The following is a 16,579-nucleotide window of genomic DNA, read 5'->3' on the forward strand; positions in this document are numbered from 1 at the left end:
AAACGTCCAATCATCGTTAACCTTTGATAGAAGTATGAACGCCAAGTCCGTAATGGTAGACCATGGTCCCTCCCAAATGGCCAGTAATTGTTACCAGGACCGCAGCTACAATACTAAAGAGAAATGCGAGTAAAGAAATTCTATCTTTACGGCGAGCTAGTAGCCATTGGAAAGCCAGAGCAATGACCAGAGCCACTCCCGTCAATTCACCAAACTTTCTGTGCACAGGCAACATAGCTCTTGCCCCAGCAGAAATATGAACTAGATAGGATTCACTGATGACACCAGCAACTCCTGCCGCAATGGTGGATAAAATGGCCAATATGAGGAGATAGGTGTAAGACCGCGCGTAAAATCTATCTCCTGGACGAAACACGCCAATGAATCCAGCCAGCAATGACAGATAATTGATGGCAATTGTGAAATGTACGACCATAGGGTGAATGGTAGCAGGAAATAGGTGATAAATAGACTCTAACATGGTTTCCTCCTCAATATACAGTGATTAGCTTGGTTATCCAGCACTTTTAAATACAGTATCTTATTTTACTCTATATCGATGATAAAATTGGAGAATTTTTAAATCAAACCTTGAAAATTTGTATGAAACGATTCACAAATCCTTTTTTCGATTCTAGACAAGCAATGAAAATCCTTGTCCAAGAGGACTAAAAAAATCAAATTTGTGGACAAATTGCAACATGCGTTGACTCTCCATGGTCATGATAGAATCATAATGAAAGAGGGATGAAGGAGGAGAAAAAATGGGATTTTTTGATAACCTCGTTCGTGCTATGGAAGGCAATTCATCAAACGGTAACTATCAAGGAGACCATGAATGCTTACGTTGCCACATTCCCATGCGCTATCATGGCGCCCATGTTTTGCGAACCGGCGGTGTCAGCCGAGGGGCAGGTCTCATTGGCGATTTGCTCTTGGGAGGCAGAGATGAAGAGTTTATCAATACCGCGTTAGAAAGAAATGTAGCTGTCCACGTCTTCGCATGCGAGCGCTGTGGCAGCTTAGAATTTATTAATGACCCTCGCCATGGATTTCAATAATCCTTGTCTCGATGAGGCTTGTCTGGAAAAGATGGTGGATGCGCTGACGAAGTTGCTTACTCGGCAGAATTCTTCTTCATACGCGCAATAATATCTGGTCGAGGTGTCCAGCAACGAAATTGATAGAAACTGCGCGTTTCATAGCCAAGACGGGCGCAATACGTACGTACGCGCGATTTCTTCTCTGCAAGCGAGTCTCCAGCCTCTTGCGGGCTGGAGAGTTGTTGCTTGCGAAGATTTTCCGCGCGAAAATGCTGGCAAGTTGCACAGCAATGGTATCGCTGATTTTGCTCAGACAAGTTCATTCCAGTCCCCAATCCACATGATTAGGATCGTATTCGAAGCTGCGTTGGTTGCGATTGAGGGCCGTGATTTCAGCAACTTCTTCTTGGCTAAGCTGAAAATCGAACAACTGAGCGTTTTCCGCAATACGTTCGCGTCTCACCGACTTGGGTATGGTAACTACCTCTTGCTGCAAATCCCATCTCAACACAATTTGTGCTGGCGTTTTCGAATATTTTTCAGCCAAACGGAGAATCAACGGATGGTTCAACAATTCGCCACCACGCATCAGAGGCGACCAAGCTTCCAATTGAATGTGATGAGCGCGGCAAAACTCGTATAACTCGCGCTGCGTCAGATAAGGGTGAAACTCTACCTGGTTGACAGCCGGAACCACTTCAAAATGATTCATTATATCCTGGAGATGTTTGGGCTCAAAATTGCTGACACCAATAGCTCTGACATATCCATCTTTCAGCAGCTTTTCAAAAGCGCGCCAGGATTCTAAATATTTCCCTTCAATCGCCCAATGGATAAGATAGAGATCGACATAATCAACCCCCAGCTTTTTACGGCTGACTTCGAAGGCTTGCAGAGCTTTTTCGTAACCGTGGCTGTTATTCCATAGTTTCGTGGTTATAAAAATTTCCTCACGGGCTACGCCGCTGTCGCGAATCGCTTGGCCAACACCTTCCTCATTGCCGTAAGCTGCTGCTGTATCTATATGGCGGTAACCCAATTCAAGGGCGGCTCGAACCGCATTCTCAACCTCTCCGCCTTGTTTGGATTGCCATACACCCAAACCTACATAGGGCATCTCCACACCATTGTTCAGTTTTGCTGTACTGGTCAAACTGTTGATGCTGGTCATCATACCCCTCCATAAGCAAATATTTTCAATCTTTTTTATTGTACACCTCCGTTGAGTCAGAAGCGAATGATGACGCAGCAAAAATGGTTGTCCTGCTCTAGTGTTTGCTATCTGACTTGTTCCTGAAAAATCGAAAGACAAACAAGATTTCAACTGATATATTTGAAGAAGAAAAAACATAGGAAGATGAAGTATACTGCGCCTACGATAGATGATTGGGGGAGAATGGGTTTGAAAAAAAGCCTACTAGGATTAATGGGAACCTTCTGTGTGATGGGCATGTGCTCTACCAGTGCCATGGCTTCACCCATGCCGCAAATGAGTCCTGCTCCATACGCCCTGGCAGACGGCTATCCCATCCACATGCCAGGCAGTGTCACCTTGCATGGTGAAACCTACTTGCCCTTATGGTACTTGATTCATGATTTACAGCGGGCAGGGATATCCTCCCATTGGGAAGCAGGTTCGTGGGTCATTCATTTGCCAGGATTACAATTACAACCTATTGGAAAGCTCGCCGTTGCAGGTGTTCCAGTGGTTGTCAACGGCACCACCATTGCTATATTGCCAGGTATGAATCGGGTCGATCCGTTTTCACACAAGACCACCTTTTTTGTCAACATGACCGATATGGACCGCGTTGTACAGGCTCTAGGTTGGCAGGTATCTTTTAACGGCAGTCAATGGCAAGCAGACAGTCCCAGCTTGCAATCTTTAAAAATCGCGTTGACCGATACATCAAGCAGTCCTTTTTACCAAGCCAACGCCATAGAACATCTGCACATGCAAACACAACTGACCCAAACTGCGATAAACGATTTGAAATCAGCCCAGCAAAGTATGCCAACGTCTGAAAATTTAACTATACAAACGAAGATGGAAGTCGGCAAGGTGGCGGGTCAAAGAGCAGAGTTGGCCGAAGTAACGACGCAGATGCAAGACAGTACGATACCCCCACAGAGTTCAGAAGTTTACATTCAAGGCAATCATCTCTATGAGAGGATGTTGAACAGCAGCGGATCGACCCAAGGACAAGGACAGTGGATGGAATCCACCATCTCGGAAAAATTGCTTAAATTGGAGGAAAATCCGGAACTGGGTGCTGATTTGTCGCTTTCCATGCTGCGCAACATCCACATCACTGCTACCAGTGGCGATACGACTACCTATGCAGCTCAACTCGACACCAGCAGCCTTGAACGTTACATGTCTTTGCTTTTCTCGGAAAGTGGATTAAGTGGATTGGCAGGACAGGAAAATTTGTCAAGCTCGCAAATGCTCTATCTGTTAAATCACATTCTTCAAACCACCAAGATGCAACTTCATTTGACGGTAAGCGGGCAAGGAGACAACGCAAAATTGTCAAAAGAAACGGCCCAGATGAGTTTCTCCATTACACCTAATATGTTTGGCAAGAGTCTAGGTCAGCAAATGACCGCTTATATCAAACAAATCGAGGCGAATATTGATTTGCAGCTTACCTATACCTATAACAACACGCCCGTTACTCCGCCTTCCGATTTGCCACAAAATGAATCGTCCACAACCGGCGCCACTTACGGTTCTGGACAATAAGGAAAAGGAGCGTGCTATCCATGAGCATTTATAACTTTTCAGTCCAAACTCTTGATGGTGAAGAACAATCGATGGAGATGTACCGGGGCAAGGTGTTGCTGATTGTCAACACGGCAAGTCAATGCGGATTTACACCGCAATACGAGGGACTGCAAAAACTGTATGAAACTTACGGAGACAAAGGATTGGTTGTTCTTGGATTCCCGTGCAACCAATTCGGGGGTCAAGAACCTGGCAATGAAGAGGAAATTCGCAATTTTTGCGAGACACGCTACCACGTGACATTCCCAATGTTTGCCAAGGTGGAAGTCAATGGCCCAAACGCCCACCCACTTTTTCAATATCTAAAAAAAGAAGAAAAAGGCGCACTTGGCACAGAATCGATTAAGTGGAATTTCACAAAATTTCTCGTTGGCCGCGACGGTCAAACGATTCACCGATACAGTCCGAATACGTCTCCAGAAAGTATCAAACCAGACATTGAAAAAGCTCTGGCCGCCGTCTAATTCAATCAGCTATTCTTTCTACTGTCATCTCTCGCCTCTAACCGCTTTCTGTTAGGGGCGGATTTTCACAGTTGTGCCTATAGGGACTTTTTGAGCCAATTCCAAAACATCTTGGTTATACATGCGGATGCAGCCTTTGGATACGGCTTTACCAATCGAAGAGGGCCGATTGGTACCATGGATTCCATAGTGGCGTTTGGAAAGACCCAGCCAATACGCACCAAAAGGCCCTCCAGGATTGGGTTCCTTATTGACAATCATGTAATCGCCAACGGGTGTTTGCGTCAGCATTTTACCAATTCCCACCGGGTACGTTTTTTCCAATTTCCCATCTTTATAGAGAGATAATTTGCGTTCCGACAAATCAACCTGAATGGCGTACGTCAAGACGCAACCCTCCCTGATGCAGGCGTTAATCCAGTATATTGGTAAGACTCCAAACTCGTGTATGGAAGGTAAAGGGGATCAAACATGAAAAGAAAATGGATTTTATTTTCCTGTTGCGCTCTGTTCACCGCGACTACGGGATGTGCAAACCCAACCAAACCTGTTCAATCCAAAGAAAACAAACCCAAACCTATATCCACAGCTACCCAGCAAACGTACGCTGTTCCTCCTACTCATTCCACATCTCAGGAGGAAAAATGGTTGCCGTCGATTTCTGAAGCTATGCGTTTTATTCAAAACCGCACTCAAATCCAACCCATGGCACCCACCCTGCCTATTTACCACCCTGAATCTAACCAATGGTCTATAGGCGCCTTAGCTCAAGCCGGACAGACCCAGTACAACGTCACTTTACAATGGACCAAGCAGCCTTTGCCGCTCAACAGCCCCGCACTTCAAGCATCGCTGAATGCAGGGTTAGCTCAACTGATAGGAGGGTTTAGCGCTAACCAATACAAGTCCGATTCTGCAGCGGTTCAACAGTTGTACCAGTCCAATCCAGGTGACGTAGCACCTGCCTATATCGAGCCACCTGCAGGCAGTTCACAGAGCCCCATCCATCTCGGCCATGGCATGGTTGGCACAGATTATCAGCAACCCGATAACTCCCTTATCGTTTGGCATGAAGGCAAATGGACTTTGCAAGTCGAAGGCACAAATCCTACAGCCATCTCTGTCGCCAAAGAATTGGTAAACTATTTCAATCAAAACCTGCTACCAGAAACGCGGGGTACACTGGCTGTAAATATCACTGGGGACGGAAATCACACGGCTGCCGAATGGGTCTTTGGTTCCACGCTCTATGAGTGCTGGGATTATCGCAGCGCCTTGGAAGCAGCAAAGATGGCTGTGTCCATGCGCTTCTACCCTGTCTCCTCTCAACATCAGCCATAACAAATGGCAACTGATGCCTGATGGATGCGCACAAAAAAGGGCGTTTCGCCCAAGGGCCAACGCGCCTTTTTACATTTTTTGAAATTCAATGCATGTTTACTTCATGGAGGAATGGTCACACAGTTAGGTAAACAGCGCTTTACAAAGGACGATACAACTCCCGATCTCGTTTAGCCAAAAGCGGTAAAATTGTTTCCTTCACCAGTCGCTGAAAATAGTCCGTCTCTGCATGCGCCTCCAAGGCCTGTTCATTTTCATATTGTTCAAAGAGCAGAAAGACGTCGGGATTTTCCAGCGAGCGATTGACTAAATAGAGCAGACAGCCACTCTCCTTTTGAACGAGTGATTTCATCTCCATCAATGCCGCCTGCACTTGTTCAGACGTACCAGGTTTACACTCGTAACGTGCTGCCAATACAACCACTTGATTCTCCCCTCCGTCCTTCAGCAACCACACGCCGTCTTATCTTCGCATGTTTATAGATTGGCCGTGCTTGTTGACGTATGTTCAGACGCTTCCTGAATTGCAGTCTCCAATGACGCTGTACGGCGACCACTGGCAATACCCCAGAAGTAGAAAATAATTGAACCCACTGCAACCACAATGATATCCAGAGGATAGGCCAACTTGCCCTTGCCGCCAAAACTACCATAGTATGAAACCACGTACATGAAGATCATATAAACCAATATCCAGATGGAAGATACAAACGATTTCCCTAGATTTTCACGCAAACGCGGTGCAAACAGCGAAAAGAGGAAGAAAACAACGAGCGCAATAAATTCTAGAATAATCAGTGGTTGCACATTGCTCCAACCCGTCCAATAGATGATATTGCTCCCTACAATAAAAGCAAGAATAGCAATGACAGGCAACCCACCCAGACGAACCGGCCGATGCGCATCGGCAGCGTGCCGTCGAAAAACCATTGCACTGACCGGACCAACAACGTAAGTCAACACGGAGGCACTCGAACAAAACGCCACCAACTTACTCCAAATGGGAAATGGACCTGTCCAGATGATACCTAAAATTAATGTCAACCACATGGCTGCACGTGGAATTCCTGTTTTTTCGTCTACCTTGGAGAATAAGTTAAAGAAATATCCGTTATTGGAGAAGCCCAGCACTGCCCGCGCTGTAGAAGCGAAATAAACCCAACCTGCTCCGAGTGGCGAGACTACAGCTGATACCTCCATAAACCATGCCAACCATGTCAGACCCAATATCAAGGAAACGTCCACCAAAGGACCCTGGAAGGACAGTTTGGCCCATCCATGCTGAAAAGCATGTGCTGGTACGGCGCCAATGAAAACAGCTTGCACCAAGATATAGACAATGGCTACAATCACCAATTCCAGAATGATGGCACGCGGCACATCTCGTCCAGGATTCTTCGCCTCAGCAGACATGTCCACAGCTTGCCGGAAACCAAGCATGGAAAAGATGATGCCCGAAGTAGCAACAGCTGTCAAAATGCCATGAAATCCATAGGGCGCAAAACCTTTTGAAGTAAAATTCGATACATGAATACTGAAAATTAATGTGATAAAAGTCAAAAGCGGGACAATCACTTTAAAAATCGTCACGACATTATTGATACGAGCCAAAATTTTAATTCCATAATAGTTCATCAAGAAAAAGAGCACCACAAGCAGAGCTTCAATCAGCCAACCGGTAAAATTGGGCAATCCTGATTTGGCATTGAAAAACGCCTTAGGAGCTAAATATTGAACAGCAGCTTCCGCTTCAATGGGCGGAATAGTGGAATAGGCAATGATGGTAGCGATAGACATTAAAAATCCCAAAATACTCCCGTGAGAATAATCTGGGTATCGCACGACACCGCCAGCAGCCGGCAACATGGAAGACAACTCCGCATAAACGAGCGCAATAAAAATGAGTGCTACAGCACCAATGGCCCAACCTACAATGGCAGCCGGTCCTGCATCATTGGCCGCATACTGTACGCCAAACAACCAACCAGAACCAATGGCTGCTCCAATGCCGATTAAGGTCAGATCAAGCATGGACAAGTTCTTTTTGAGCTTTTTGTCTTGACTCGGCAATCTAATCCTCCCCTTCTTAAAAATTGCCCCTTAGGACTTTTTTCTTCTGCGCGCAATCTCCAAAACCTGCGCTTTCCCATTCCTGCACGCAGATGGGCAAAGCAGTTCCGCATCCTCAAACGCATACGTAAGCGTTTTCTCCCCGAGGAATGCGGAACTCTTTATCATGTTTAAATTTAGACACCTTCTTATTCTATGTCTAAATTTTATACATGATTTCAGATTATAAAGAATACATTCAACGCGCACAAGTAGATGTGATGTATTTTTTTAATATTCCGTCAGATGGTACTGGCGCATTTTGTAGTACAACGCCCCTCGGGATATCCCCAGCAAACGAGCTGCCTGCGCTTTGTTGCCGGATGTCTGTTCTAACGCTGCGACTATCCGCTTGCGTTCCATCTCCTGCGCATAGTCATTGAGCGGCAGCGACAAATCGGTCAACTGTTCTACAGTCATGGGACGCAACTCGCGCGGCAGATGTTCAAGTGTCAGCGGACCTTCTCCAGCATTCAACAACATCCATTCCATAGCCCTCCGCAATTCCGGCAAATTGCCCGGCCAATGATAGTTCGTCAGTGCTGCCATGACTTCAGGACTTAGCTGCGGCAACCCTTTAGCAAAACGTTTGGCCGCTTGCGCCAAATAGAAATGACAAATAGCTGGGATATCTTCTTTCCTTTCCCGCAGCGATGGTACTCGTAACTCATAGAAGAGAAATCGCAAATTGGAGACCAGCGTTTCAGACACGTCCGCATCCGGCATTACATGGGCAGCACCAACGACTCGGCAAGTCATCGGCAACCATTGCCCATCCGTTTTGGCCAATCCTCCCGATTGCAGAGCCTGCGCCAGTTTGAGTTGAGTTTTTTCCGCCATTTTATCCACATTGCGCAAGAAAAGCGTCCCTTGCCCCGCCGTTTCCAACTTACCTGCTTTTTCACTGCTCTGTGATGTGTACCATTCTGCAGATTGTCCAAACAGCTCCATATCTAGTATGCCTTCCGGAAGCACTTGGCAATCCACTATCACAAACGGCCCCTTACGCTTCGCTGCAGTGTGAATCCAGCGTGCCAGCCATTCTTTGCCCGATCCGTTTTCTCCTAAGAGGAGCAGTGGAGCATCCGGTCGCAGTTTGTCTATTTTATCCAAAAAATGAATAACTTCCCTCAACGCATGGTTTTGAGTATCCAGTAGTGTTTGCCAATCTTCATCCAGATTTCCATTTTGTTGTGCGTATCGTTCTTCACTGAGTCGAACTAAATCAGTAATATCCTGCTCCATGGAGATGGCGCCCACCAAATGGCCTTCTCTGTTGTGAACCGGAACGGTATGAATGTAGACATGCTTGTCCGGTCGAGGTTGATGGTACACTCCGTAGACAGGCAAGCCACTTTCCATGACCTGAAAGAGCATCAGGGAACCGCGTTGAAAAAACTGACCGATGGGCTGACCCATAATTTGTTCTGGCAAGATATCGTACAGTTTGACCGCCGCCTGATTCCAGGCAAGCACTTCCCCCTCGCGATTCACCATAGTGATGGCTTCGGGCAGCGCGTCCAACAGCACTTTATAAAAGGAAAACATCTCCTTATCTGAATGGCTGACCATTTTTAAACACCGTCCATTATGCAAAATGTACACGCTCTCAATATAGGCTATCCTTCGTTAATTTCCTAGTTGCCTTTTGAAAAGAGAAAAGTTACAATCATCATGTGTATAATTTATAATCATTTTTTATAAATATGTTTAATTTTAATCACTTGCATCTCATTGAAAGTGAGGGATATTCAATGGAAGCCTTAATGCGCAACACATTCTTGTTCCTAGCTAAAAATCGTGCCGCCAATAAGGCTGCACAGGCTTATGGCATGCGGCTTGGGGCCAGTCGTTTTGTCGCTGGTGATAATATTGAAAGCGCTATCCAAAAGGTCCGTGACTTTAACCGCCGTGGTATTGTGGCCACGCTCGATCACTTAGGCGAGTTTGTTTTTAGCGAAGAAGAAGCTCGGATGGCGGCTGACGAGTGTGTTGCGGCACTTGACGCGATTGGCGCGGCTGGCGTACAGTCTCATCTTTCCTTGAAAATGACTCAGCTAGGTCTGGATATTTCGCAAGATCTTTGCCTGGACAATATGCACCGCATCCTCGACACTGCAAAAAAACATGGCAATTTTGTCCGAATAGACATGGAAGATTATGCACACAACGAGATCAGCATTGACATTTTCAAACGACTGCGTGCGGAATATGGCGAAACGGTAGGTTTGGTCATTCAGGCTTATCTCTACAAAAGCGCTCAGGATATTGAAGATTTGAATGTTTTTCACCCAAACCTGAGGCTCGTCAAAGGAGCCTATAAGGAACCTGAAAGTGTGGCTTTCCCGAAAAAAGAAGATGTAGACGCCAATTATATTCGCATCATTGAGCGACATTTGACTCTAGGAAATTATGCGGCCGTAGCCAGTCATGACGAGAAGGTCATTGAACACGTCAAACGGTTTACGGCAGAGCATCAGATTCCCCGTCAACAGTTTGAATTTCAAATGCTCTACGGTATTCGCTCGGACCTACAAGATCAACTAGCTGCAGAAGGTTACACAGTACGAGTTTACATTCCTTACGGCACCGACTGGTACGGCTATTTCATGCGCCGTTTGGCAGAACGTCCGGCCAACGTAGGTTTTGTTCTCAAATCGATGTTGAAAGGATAAAAGACAGTTTGTCATTAGACATGATGAAACCACCAGCCCCTGTGTCCGTTCTCACAAGCTCTGGTGGTTTCTTCCTTTCCCTGAATCCTTTTTCACTTTTATTCATATCTCAACGCGTCAATGGGCTTAAGATTTGCCGCCTTGCGCGCCGGATACACACCAAACACCAAACCTATCAAGATGGAGAAAATGACTGCCAATATCATGGCACCCGGTGAGAGCAAATTTCCAGTATGGCTGACAGCACCAACCGTCAAAGCCCCAGCCGTACCTAAAAGCAAGCCAATCACTGCTCCGGATAGCGACAGACCTAAAGATTCCAGAAGAAATTGTGTCAAGATGACACCTCGCCTTGCTCCAATGGCCTTGCGAATACCAATTTCACGGGTACGTTCGGTCACTGAGACAAGCATGATGTTCATAATGCCAATCCCACCAACCAAAAGCGAAATAGCTGAAATGCCATCGAGAAGATCGGTCAGTATCTGAGTCACCCCTGACAACGCGGAAAGGATGGTAGCCTGATTAATAATTTGAAAATCATCGGCTGTACTGGGAGACAGTTGGTGCAAAACGCGTAACGTCGATTCAATTTCCAACTGCGCCTGATTCATGACGTTAGCCGATTTGGCCGATGCCAAAATTTCATTGACTGTGTCCGATCCGGTCAACAAATTCTGCTCGGTTGTCACGGGTATAGCTATCGCGTCGTTTTCATTTTGAAAACCACTCGCTCCTTGCGAGGCTGCCACACCAATAACAGTGAAAGGAATTCCGGCAATATCTATGGTTTGTCCCACCGGATTGACGCCAGTTCCAGAAAAAAGCGTTTGTTCCACCTGACTGCCGAGAACAGCAACATTGGCTGCTTTGGAAACGTCTTCCGACGTAAAGAAGCTACCTTGCGCCATGCTGACATCTTTAATCGCAGGATAGTTTTGGTTAGTGCCTTCTATAGCGGTATTGGTATTGTTGGCCCCAAAGACGACCTGTGCCGAGTGTGAAACAAGCGGCGCTGTCATCGCCACATCGGGATCGTCCTGTTGAATGGCTGTGGCATTGCTGATTGTCAAAGTGGATGCGCTCCCATAGCCTTGGCTCACTCCACCAACTGATGTGGAACCGGGCATAATGGTAAGTACGTTGGAACCGAGGCTCTCAATACGGCTGGTGACACCGTTTTTAGCACTCATGCCAATGGCAGAACTGAGCACCACGGCCATTACACCAATAATGATGCCGAGCATGGTAAGGAAAGAACGCATCTTGTTGGCTTTGACACTTCTCCAAGCCACACGCATAATCTCAAGCATCATCAGCGACTTCCCCCATCCTGACCCTGCCGAATGGCTTCGGCTGCTGCGACGGGTTGTTTGATTTCCATATCATTGGCTGTATCCGACTCTACACGACCATCGCGGAAGCGAATGATGCGCTTGGCTCGGCGACCAACTTCAGGCTCGTGCGTAACTAAAACAATGGTGTTGCCTTGCGCATGCAAGTCCGCAAATAACTGCAAAATTTCTTCCGTTGTGTGACTGTCGAGAGCGCCTGTAGGCTCGTCGGCCAACAATAAGACAGGCTTATTTACCAAGGCTCGGGCAATGGATACACGCTGCTGCTGACCGCCGGACAATTCATTAGGACGATTATGCATACGTTCTGCCAACCCCACACGCTCTAGAGCCTCCATAGCTCGTTGACGTCGTTCACGCAGTGAAATTCCCGCATAGAGCATGGGCAACTCCACATTTTCCAGAGCTGTTGTTTTGGGCAATAGATTAAAGTTCTGAAAAACAAAACCAATTTTCTGGTTCCGCAAGATGGCCAACTCGTCATCGGATAAACGGGATACGTCATATCCGTCCAACTGATATGTTCCGCTGGAAGGTACATCCAGGCAACCAATCATGTTCATCATAGTGGATTTGCCACTTCCTGACGGTCCCATAATGGCGACATATTCACCACGCTGAATGGTCAGGTTGACACCGCTGAGTGCACGAATTTCTTGCCCCCCCACCTGATAAGTGCGGACAAGTTGATGAATCTCTAATAGCGCTGTCATCCCTGTTTCCCTCCAGCGGCTCCGCCGCCGTTGCCACCATGACCTCCACCAGCAAATCCAGCACCGCCGCCAAAGCCGCCGCCAAAGTGGAATCCGCTGCTTTGACTATTGACAATAGCGGCTGCAGTCTGCCCTGGCAAAACCAGCAGTATTTTTTCACCTGCCGTTAACCCACTGGTAATTTGTACGGTATTGGTTCCCATCAATCCCACTTGGACAGGTTGGAAATGCACACCCGCCGGCAAACCAGCACTGAATGGTGACTTGCCTGATTTTTCCTGACTATTGGCAAAATGACTATATTTTTTGCTTGAATTTGTGCGATTTCCAGTACTTGTATCTACATAGACACCCTCAATGGAACCTAGTTGATGAAGCGCGATGGCTGGAATACTCAGAACATGGTTGGCTGAAGCTGTGTCAATTGTTGCACTTGCTGACATTCCAGCTTTTAGGCTGCCGTTGTCGTTATTTACAGCGGCCATCACCGTATATTCGGTAACGGAAGAACTTTGTACGGGTGTGGGATAGACTTGTGTAATCGTACCCGTGAACGTTTGGTTAGGATAAGCAGGAACTGTGAACTGCACTGATTCACCCGGGTGCACGCTGCCGATTTGCGATTCAGCCACATCCAGTTGAACAGCGAGATCGTCAGGATTCAAATCGGCCATTTCAATCAATCCTGTTCCACTACCGGAGCCAGAAGAACTGGATGAACTGGCCTTGCTTGCTTCACCTTCACTGGCTGTTTCACCCACCACGCCATTGATGGCGGTTATCACGCCAGAGATGGGCGCACGGATGACTGTTTCTGACTCATTGAGTTGTGCATTTTGCAAACTGGCCTCAGCATTTTGCACTTGCGCTTGCGCACTGGCTATACTCGCTTCATCCTGAGCTATGGTAGCTGGAGTAGCGGGCTGTTCGTCATTTTGCAGAGTCAACTCGGCTGTCTGTAACGCTTCCTGAGCCTGGGTGACGTTCGCTTGCGCACTATCAAGAGCTTGTTTGGCGCTGATGGGATTATTGTACTGTTCTTCTGCCAATTGCAGCGCTTGCTTATCTTCTTGAACCGTCTGTTCTAACTTCTGCTGATTGCTCGATTGACTCGCTTGGTCATTTTGCAAGGTAGTTTTATCTGTTTGAACGGCTTGTTGTTCGTTGTTTACTGCCTGCTGTGCTTGCTGAATAGCGCTGTACCCAGTCTCTAAAAGTTGGTACTGAGTCTGTGTTTGGCTCACCTGCGCTTCGTAAGGATTATTTCCAGTGTAGTGGCTGGCCCAATAATTCGCAGTTTCCTGAGCCGTTTGATAAGCTTGATAAGCGTTTTGCACCTGTGACTCGGTAATATTGCCATACTGCGCAATGGCGTCTTGCAACTGTTGCTGATCTTGCTGGAGTGCAGTCTCATCATCCTGCAACTTTTGCTCATCTAGTGAGACTTGATCACTGGGTTGATTTAATTCATCTTCAGCTTGCGTCAAAGCAGCTTGTGCACTTTGCACTGCTTGTTCTTCACTGGTACGGTCATTATAGGCAGCAAGTTGATCCTGATATTGTTGTTGCGCTTCTTGCAGACTGGACTGAGCTTTCGTGACAGCTTCTTTATCGAGTGCCAATTGTGTTGGGGTAACCCCTGCTTCATCTTGCTGTAATTTTGCTTCTGCAGATTGCAAGGATGCTTCTGCTTCAGAGACTGTGGACTGTGCTTGTGCAACTGCAATTTGTTCTGTTTGATCGTTTTCTGTAGCGAGTATTTGACCCGCCTTCACTTTTTCTCCAATATGCACGGGGATGGAAGTGACAACGGATTGTGTACCTTGAAAATCCAAATCTATGGTTGTGGGAGCAACGATGGTACCAGAAGTACTGATGGTTTGCAGCACATTTCCATAGCCTACGGTATACCAATCATTCGCTGGTATGGATGTATGCGATCTCGTTTTGGCAAGTGTTATGGGTATGCCAACTCCTAATACAACAATAACGGCGGCTCCTGTGTAGAGCCATTTCTTACGTGACTTGCGCAACGGCTGAATGATTTCTTCTGCCGCAGATGGCGTTGGTTCCATTTGACTGTCCCTCACTTGTTTATCCATGTCATGTTTTCACAATGTAAATATTTTAATAGACAAATTATAATTGGGGAAGCTTGAAGGATGATTGAAATTTGACTTATGAAAGGCCTTAAACGAGGATTTAGATTTTAAAATATGGAGAAATTAAAAAAACCCGGGCGAACCCGGGTTTTTTTAAATGGAATTACCAGTTGATTTGGCCAACTTGAACAGAGTTACTTCCCCAAGCACTTGGTGCAGAACCAATGGAGAGAACACCACCTTGGGTTGGCAGAGTCTGAGCACCATAGTAGGTGTAGACATTTGTAGAAGGTGAAGGTGAAGTTGAAGATGAAGGAGCACTTGTGTACTGAATACCATATGTGCTACCAGCTGTTGTTGACCAATAAGGAGCTCCAGCAGTTGCAAATGAGAGAGTCACTTGACCATTGGAGTTTGTCTCAACATAAAAGACCATGGAACTCGAATTCCAGTTAACTACTCCAGGGATGCTGACAACATTATATCCAAGATTTGAAACAGAGTACAGCGGAATTGGAGTTGGTTCAGTTGTATTGCTATTTGTTACATACTCATCCAATTGAGTACCATTCACTGCTGTCAACCAAAGATCAGGACTTAAAGTGTAACTAACTGGTACTGATGTATTTGCAACCGGATTACCATTCATATCAAGAACAGTAAAGGTTACATTTGAACTTCCACCTGAAGTACTTACATTTACAGTATTAGGATTCAAATAGGATGTGTAAGTACCTGTGTCTGGCTGGGCAACAAACGAAGCCGTTGCTTTTTGGCTACCGCTCATGACGGAAACTGTGCCTGCAGCATTAACCATAAATCCAAATGTTGGATATGTGGTTGTGTACGCATTACCATTTGAATCCATGAGCTCAACACCGTTAACCCACCAGTTATAACCCGTTCCAGCAGTGTCTAATTCAGCTGTAATCTGAACTGAAGAAGAATTTGTTGCGCTAGCAGGGAGATTATTTGCACTTAAAGGTGTTCCGCTTGACGTTGGAAGCCAAATGCTAGAGAGATTTTGACCACTAGCAAAGTTCAGTGTGTAGGATACATTCCCTGAATTAAAGATACTATCCGTAGTGCTTGCAGTTGAAGCTAAGGGAGCAACATATACGTTACTACTGTCACTAACTCCGTAAACCGAGTTTACGTTTGGTGCAGTTGAACTTGTAAATGCTGAAGTACCAACTGCGAGACCAGCAACAGTTGAATTCGTTGTAGTCGATGTCGGTGCACTGTAAGCAATTGTTGAAGTTACTCCAGATACCGCATTTGCACCTTGAGCGCCTTCAGCTACCGTGACCTTAATAGTACCTGACTGGTAGGAATTTACATAAACAGTGGCTTGACCATTGGCATTGGTATAAGTCGTATACGCTTGACCGCCATTATTGCCATTTGATACGCCGATATCTTGACCACTTTCATTTGTAAACATACCTGTTCCAGATAGATAGAAGGTTACTTCCTGATCTGCTACAGTTGCTCCTGATGTCTGAGGAAGTGTAACTGTGACGGGTACCAAACCTTGAGTAGAGTTGGTAGCGCTGGAGAATGTAGCAGAATCTGTGCTAGGTGTTAATAATGGATTACCATTAGCCATACCAATGTATGTGGATTGGCTATCAGATGAATATCCACCGGTACCTGCTACCGTCAACTGATATACGCCTTCACCTGAAACAACAAACGAAGCTTGACCACTAGAATTTGTTGTAACAGTAGCTGTATATGTTGTTGTGCCATTGCTTGTTGAACTGCTAACTGTGGAGTAATTTCCACCCTGCTCAATGGTAGGTGTGGTTGAACCACCAGTCAATGTAACATCCAGTGTAGCATTAGGAACCGGATTGCCCATGCTATCCATCAAGGAAGTAGAAACATTGATTGTTGTACCTGTCTCATTCAAATATGGGCTTGACACAGAACCAGCACCTAGCGTAGCACCATTTACACTGAGAGCTGACAAACCGCCCATATTAG

16 protein-coding genes are annotated in these 16,579 nt (G+C 46.2%); 5 read left to right on the top strand and 11 right to left on the bottom strand.

Features of this window, described 5'->3' with window-relative positions; genetic code table 11:
- Positions 1 to 16: 16 nt before the first annotated feature.
- Positions 17 to 481, bottom strand: coding sequence for a DUF2231 domain-containing protein (locus tag ACOJUR_RS15200; protein ID WP_072873265.1), 465 nt, complete (start codon positions 479 to 481; stop codon positions 17 to 19).
- A gap of 283 nt (positions 482 to 764) precedes the next feature.
- On the opposite strand from ACOJUR_RS15200, the gene ACOJUR_RS15205 reads away from it, so the two are divergent.
- A complete protein-coding gene (locus ACOJUR_RS15205) occupies positions 765 to 1,061 on the top strand; it encodes a hypothetical protein (protein WP_072873264.1) in 297 nt (98 codons plus the stop codon).
- Between the two features lie 56 nt (positions 1,062 to 1,117).
- On the opposite strand, the gene ACOJUR_RS15210 is transcribed toward ACOJUR_RS15205, so the two are convergent.
- Together ACOJUR_RS15210 and ACOJUR_RS15215 are read right to left on the bottom strand one after the other, a co-directional pair.
- Entirely contained in the window at positions 1,118 to 1,360 is a 243-nt protein-coding gene (locus tag ACOJUR_RS15210; protein WP_238413569.1) for a hypothetical protein, read from the bottom strand.
- 2 nt (positions 1,361 to 1,362) lie between these two features.
- Positions 1,363 to 2,205, bottom strand: a complete 843-nt coding sequence (locus tag ACOJUR_RS15215; RefSeq protein WP_370541576.1) for an aldo/keto reductase — start codon at positions 2,203 to 2,205, stop codon at positions 1,363 to 1,365.
- 240 nt (positions 2,206 to 2,445) lie between these two features.
- Here ACOJUR_RS15215 and ACOJUR_RS15220 point away from each other — a divergent pair, with 240 nt between their 5' ends.
- Together ACOJUR_RS15220 and ACOJUR_RS15225 are read left to right on the top strand one after the other, a co-directional pair.
- Positions 2,446 to 3,789 (top strand): hypothetical protein, encoded by a 1,344-nt coding sequence (locus ACOJUR_RS15220; protein ID WP_420950461.1) that lies wholly within the window; start codon positions 2,446 to 2,448, stop codon positions 3,787 to 3,789.
- A gap of 20 nt (positions 3,790 to 3,809) precedes the next feature.
- On the top strand, positions 3,810 to 4,295 hold the full coding sequence (locus ACOJUR_RS15225; RefSeq protein WP_203114792.1) for a glutathione peroxidase: 486 nt from the start codon (positions 3,810 to 3,812) through the stop codon (positions 4,293 to 4,295).
- Positions 4,296 to 4,346: 51 nt separating this feature from the next.
- Here ACOJUR_RS15225 and ACOJUR_RS15230 read toward each other — a convergent pair whose 3' ends face one another.
- Positions 4,347 to 4,682: a L,D-transpeptidase gene (locus ACOJUR_RS15230; RefSeq protein WP_072873259.1), complete on the bottom strand. Its 336-nt coding sequence runs from the start codon at positions 4,680 to 4,682 to the stop codon at positions 4,347 to 4,349.
- An 84-nt stretch (positions 4,683 to 4,766) separates the two neighbouring features.
- Here ACOJUR_RS15230 and ACOJUR_RS15235 point away from each other — a divergent pair, with 84 nt between their 5' ends.
- A complete protein-coding gene (locus ACOJUR_RS15235; RefSeq protein ID WP_420950462.1) occupies positions 4,767 to 5,636 on the top strand; it encodes a hypothetical protein in 870 nt (289 codons plus the stop codon).
- A 139-nt stretch (positions 5,637 to 5,775) separates the two neighbouring features.
- On the opposite strand, the gene ACOJUR_RS15240 is transcribed toward ACOJUR_RS15235, so the two are convergent.
- The 3 genes from ACOJUR_RS15240 to ACOJUR_RS15250 all read right to left on the bottom strand — a co-directional run bounded on the left by ACOJUR_RS15240 (position 5,776) and on the right by ACOJUR_RS15250 (position 9,317).
- Positions 5,776 to 6,093, bottom strand: a complete 318-nt coding sequence (locus ACOJUR_RS15240) for a putative quinol monooxygenase (protein WP_420950463.1) — start codon at positions 6,091 to 6,093, stop codon at positions 5,776 to 5,778.
- A gap of 20 nt (positions 6,094 to 6,113) precedes the next feature.
- Positions 6,114 to 7,706: an APC family permease gene (locus ACOJUR_RS15245; RefSeq protein WP_083574052.1), complete on the bottom strand. Its 1,593-nt coding sequence runs from the start codon at positions 7,704 to 7,706 to the stop codon at positions 6,114 to 6,116.
- A gap of 270 nt (positions 7,707 to 7,976) precedes the next feature.
- Positions 7,977 to 9,317, bottom strand: a complete 1,341-nt coding sequence (locus ACOJUR_RS15250; RefSeq protein ID WP_420950464.1) for a sigma 54-interacting transcriptional regulator — start codon at positions 9,315 to 9,317, stop codon at positions 7,977 to 7,979.
- A gap of 182 nt (positions 9,318 to 9,499) precedes the next feature.
- On the opposite strand from ACOJUR_RS15250, the gene ACOJUR_RS15255 reads away from it, so the two are divergent.
- Positions 9,500 to 10,420 (top strand): proline dehydrogenase family protein, encoded by a 921-nt coding sequence (locus tag ACOJUR_RS15255; protein WP_420950465.1) that lies wholly within the window; start codon positions 9,500 to 9,502, stop codon positions 10,418 to 10,420.
- Positions 10,421 to 10,518: 98 nt separating this feature from the next.
- Here the strand turns inward: ACOJUR_RS15255 and ACOJUR_RS15260 are convergent, their stop codons facing one another.
- The 4 genes from ACOJUR_RS15260 to ACOJUR_RS15275 all read right to left on the bottom strand — a co-directional run.
- Positions 10,519 to 11,736 (bottom strand): ABC transporter permease, encoded by a 1,218-nt coding sequence (locus ACOJUR_RS15260; RefSeq protein ID WP_420950466.1) that lies wholly within the window; start codon positions 11,734 to 11,736, stop codon positions 10,519 to 10,521.
- Positions 11,736 to 12,488 carry an ABC transporter ATP-binding protein gene (locus ACOJUR_RS15265; protein ID WP_420950467.1) on the bottom strand — a complete coding sequence of 251 codons (753 nt, stop codon included), beginning with the start codon at positions 12,486 to 12,488 and terminating at the stop codon, positions 11,736 to 11,738. The genes ACOJUR_RS15260 and ACOJUR_RS15265 overlap by 1 nt, the downstream gene beginning before the upstream one ends.
- Entirely contained in the window at positions 12,485 to 14,590 is a 2,106-nt protein-coding gene (locus tag ACOJUR_RS15270) for an HlyD family efflux transporter periplasmic adaptor subunit (RefSeq protein ID WP_420950468.1), read from the bottom strand. Before ACOJUR_RS15270 ends, ACOJUR_RS15265 begins: the two co-directional genes overlap by 4 nt.
- Before the next feature lie 163 nt (positions 14,591 to 14,753).
- Positions 14,754 to 16,579, bottom strand: a 1,826-nt coding sequence (locus ACOJUR_RS15275) for a hypothetical protein (RefSeq protein ID WP_420950469.1), incomplete at its 5' end; no start/stop codon positions are given.

The organism is Alicyclobacillus tolerans (genome assembly GCF_048984885.1).
Classification (GTDB): Bacteria; Bacillota; Bacilli; order Alicyclobacillales; family Alicyclobacillaceae; genus Alicyclobacillus_I; species Alicyclobacillus_I tolerans.

What these genes read in the sequence shown, in the direction of transcription:
- ACOJUR_RS15270 (WP_420950468.1), bottom strand. Translation starts at nt 14,590, where the DNA reads ATGGATAAACAAGTGAGGGACAGTCAAATGGAACCAACGCCATCTGCG.
- ACOJUR_RS15225 (WP_203114792.1), top strand. Translation starts at nt 3,810, where the DNA reads ATGAGCATTTATAACTTTTCAGTCCAAACTCTTGATGGTGAAGAACAA.
- ACOJUR_RS15265 (WP_420950467.1), bottom strand. Translation starts at nt 12,488, where the DNA reads ATGACAGCGCTATTAGAGATTCATCAACTTGTCCGCACTTATCAGGTG.
- ACOJUR_RS15200 (WP_072873265.1), bottom strand. Translation starts at nt 481, where the DNA reads ATGTTAGAGTCTATTTATCACCTATTTCCTGCTACCATTCACCCTATG.
- ACOJUR_RS15205 (WP_072873264.1), top strand. Translation starts at nt 765, where the DNA reads ATGGGATTTTTTGATAACCTCGTTCGTGCTATGGAAGGCAATTCATCA.
- ACOJUR_RS15255 (WP_420950465.1), top strand. Translation starts at nt 9,500, where the DNA reads ATGGAAGCCTTAATGCGCAACACATTCTTGTTCCTAGCTAAAAATCGT.
- ACOJUR_RS15235 (WP_420950462.1), top strand. Translation starts at nt 4,767, where the DNA reads ATGAAAAGAAAATGGATTTTATTTTCCTGTTGCGCTCTGTTCACCGCG.
- ACOJUR_RS15260 (WP_420950466.1), bottom strand. Translation starts at nt 11,736, where the DNA reads ATGATGCTTGAGATTATGCGTGTGGCTTGGAGAAGTGTCAAAGCCAAC.
- ACOJUR_RS15250 (WP_420950464.1), bottom strand. Translation starts at nt 9,317, where the DNA reads ATGGTCAGCCATTCAGATAAGGAGATGTTTTCCTTTTATAAAGTGCTG.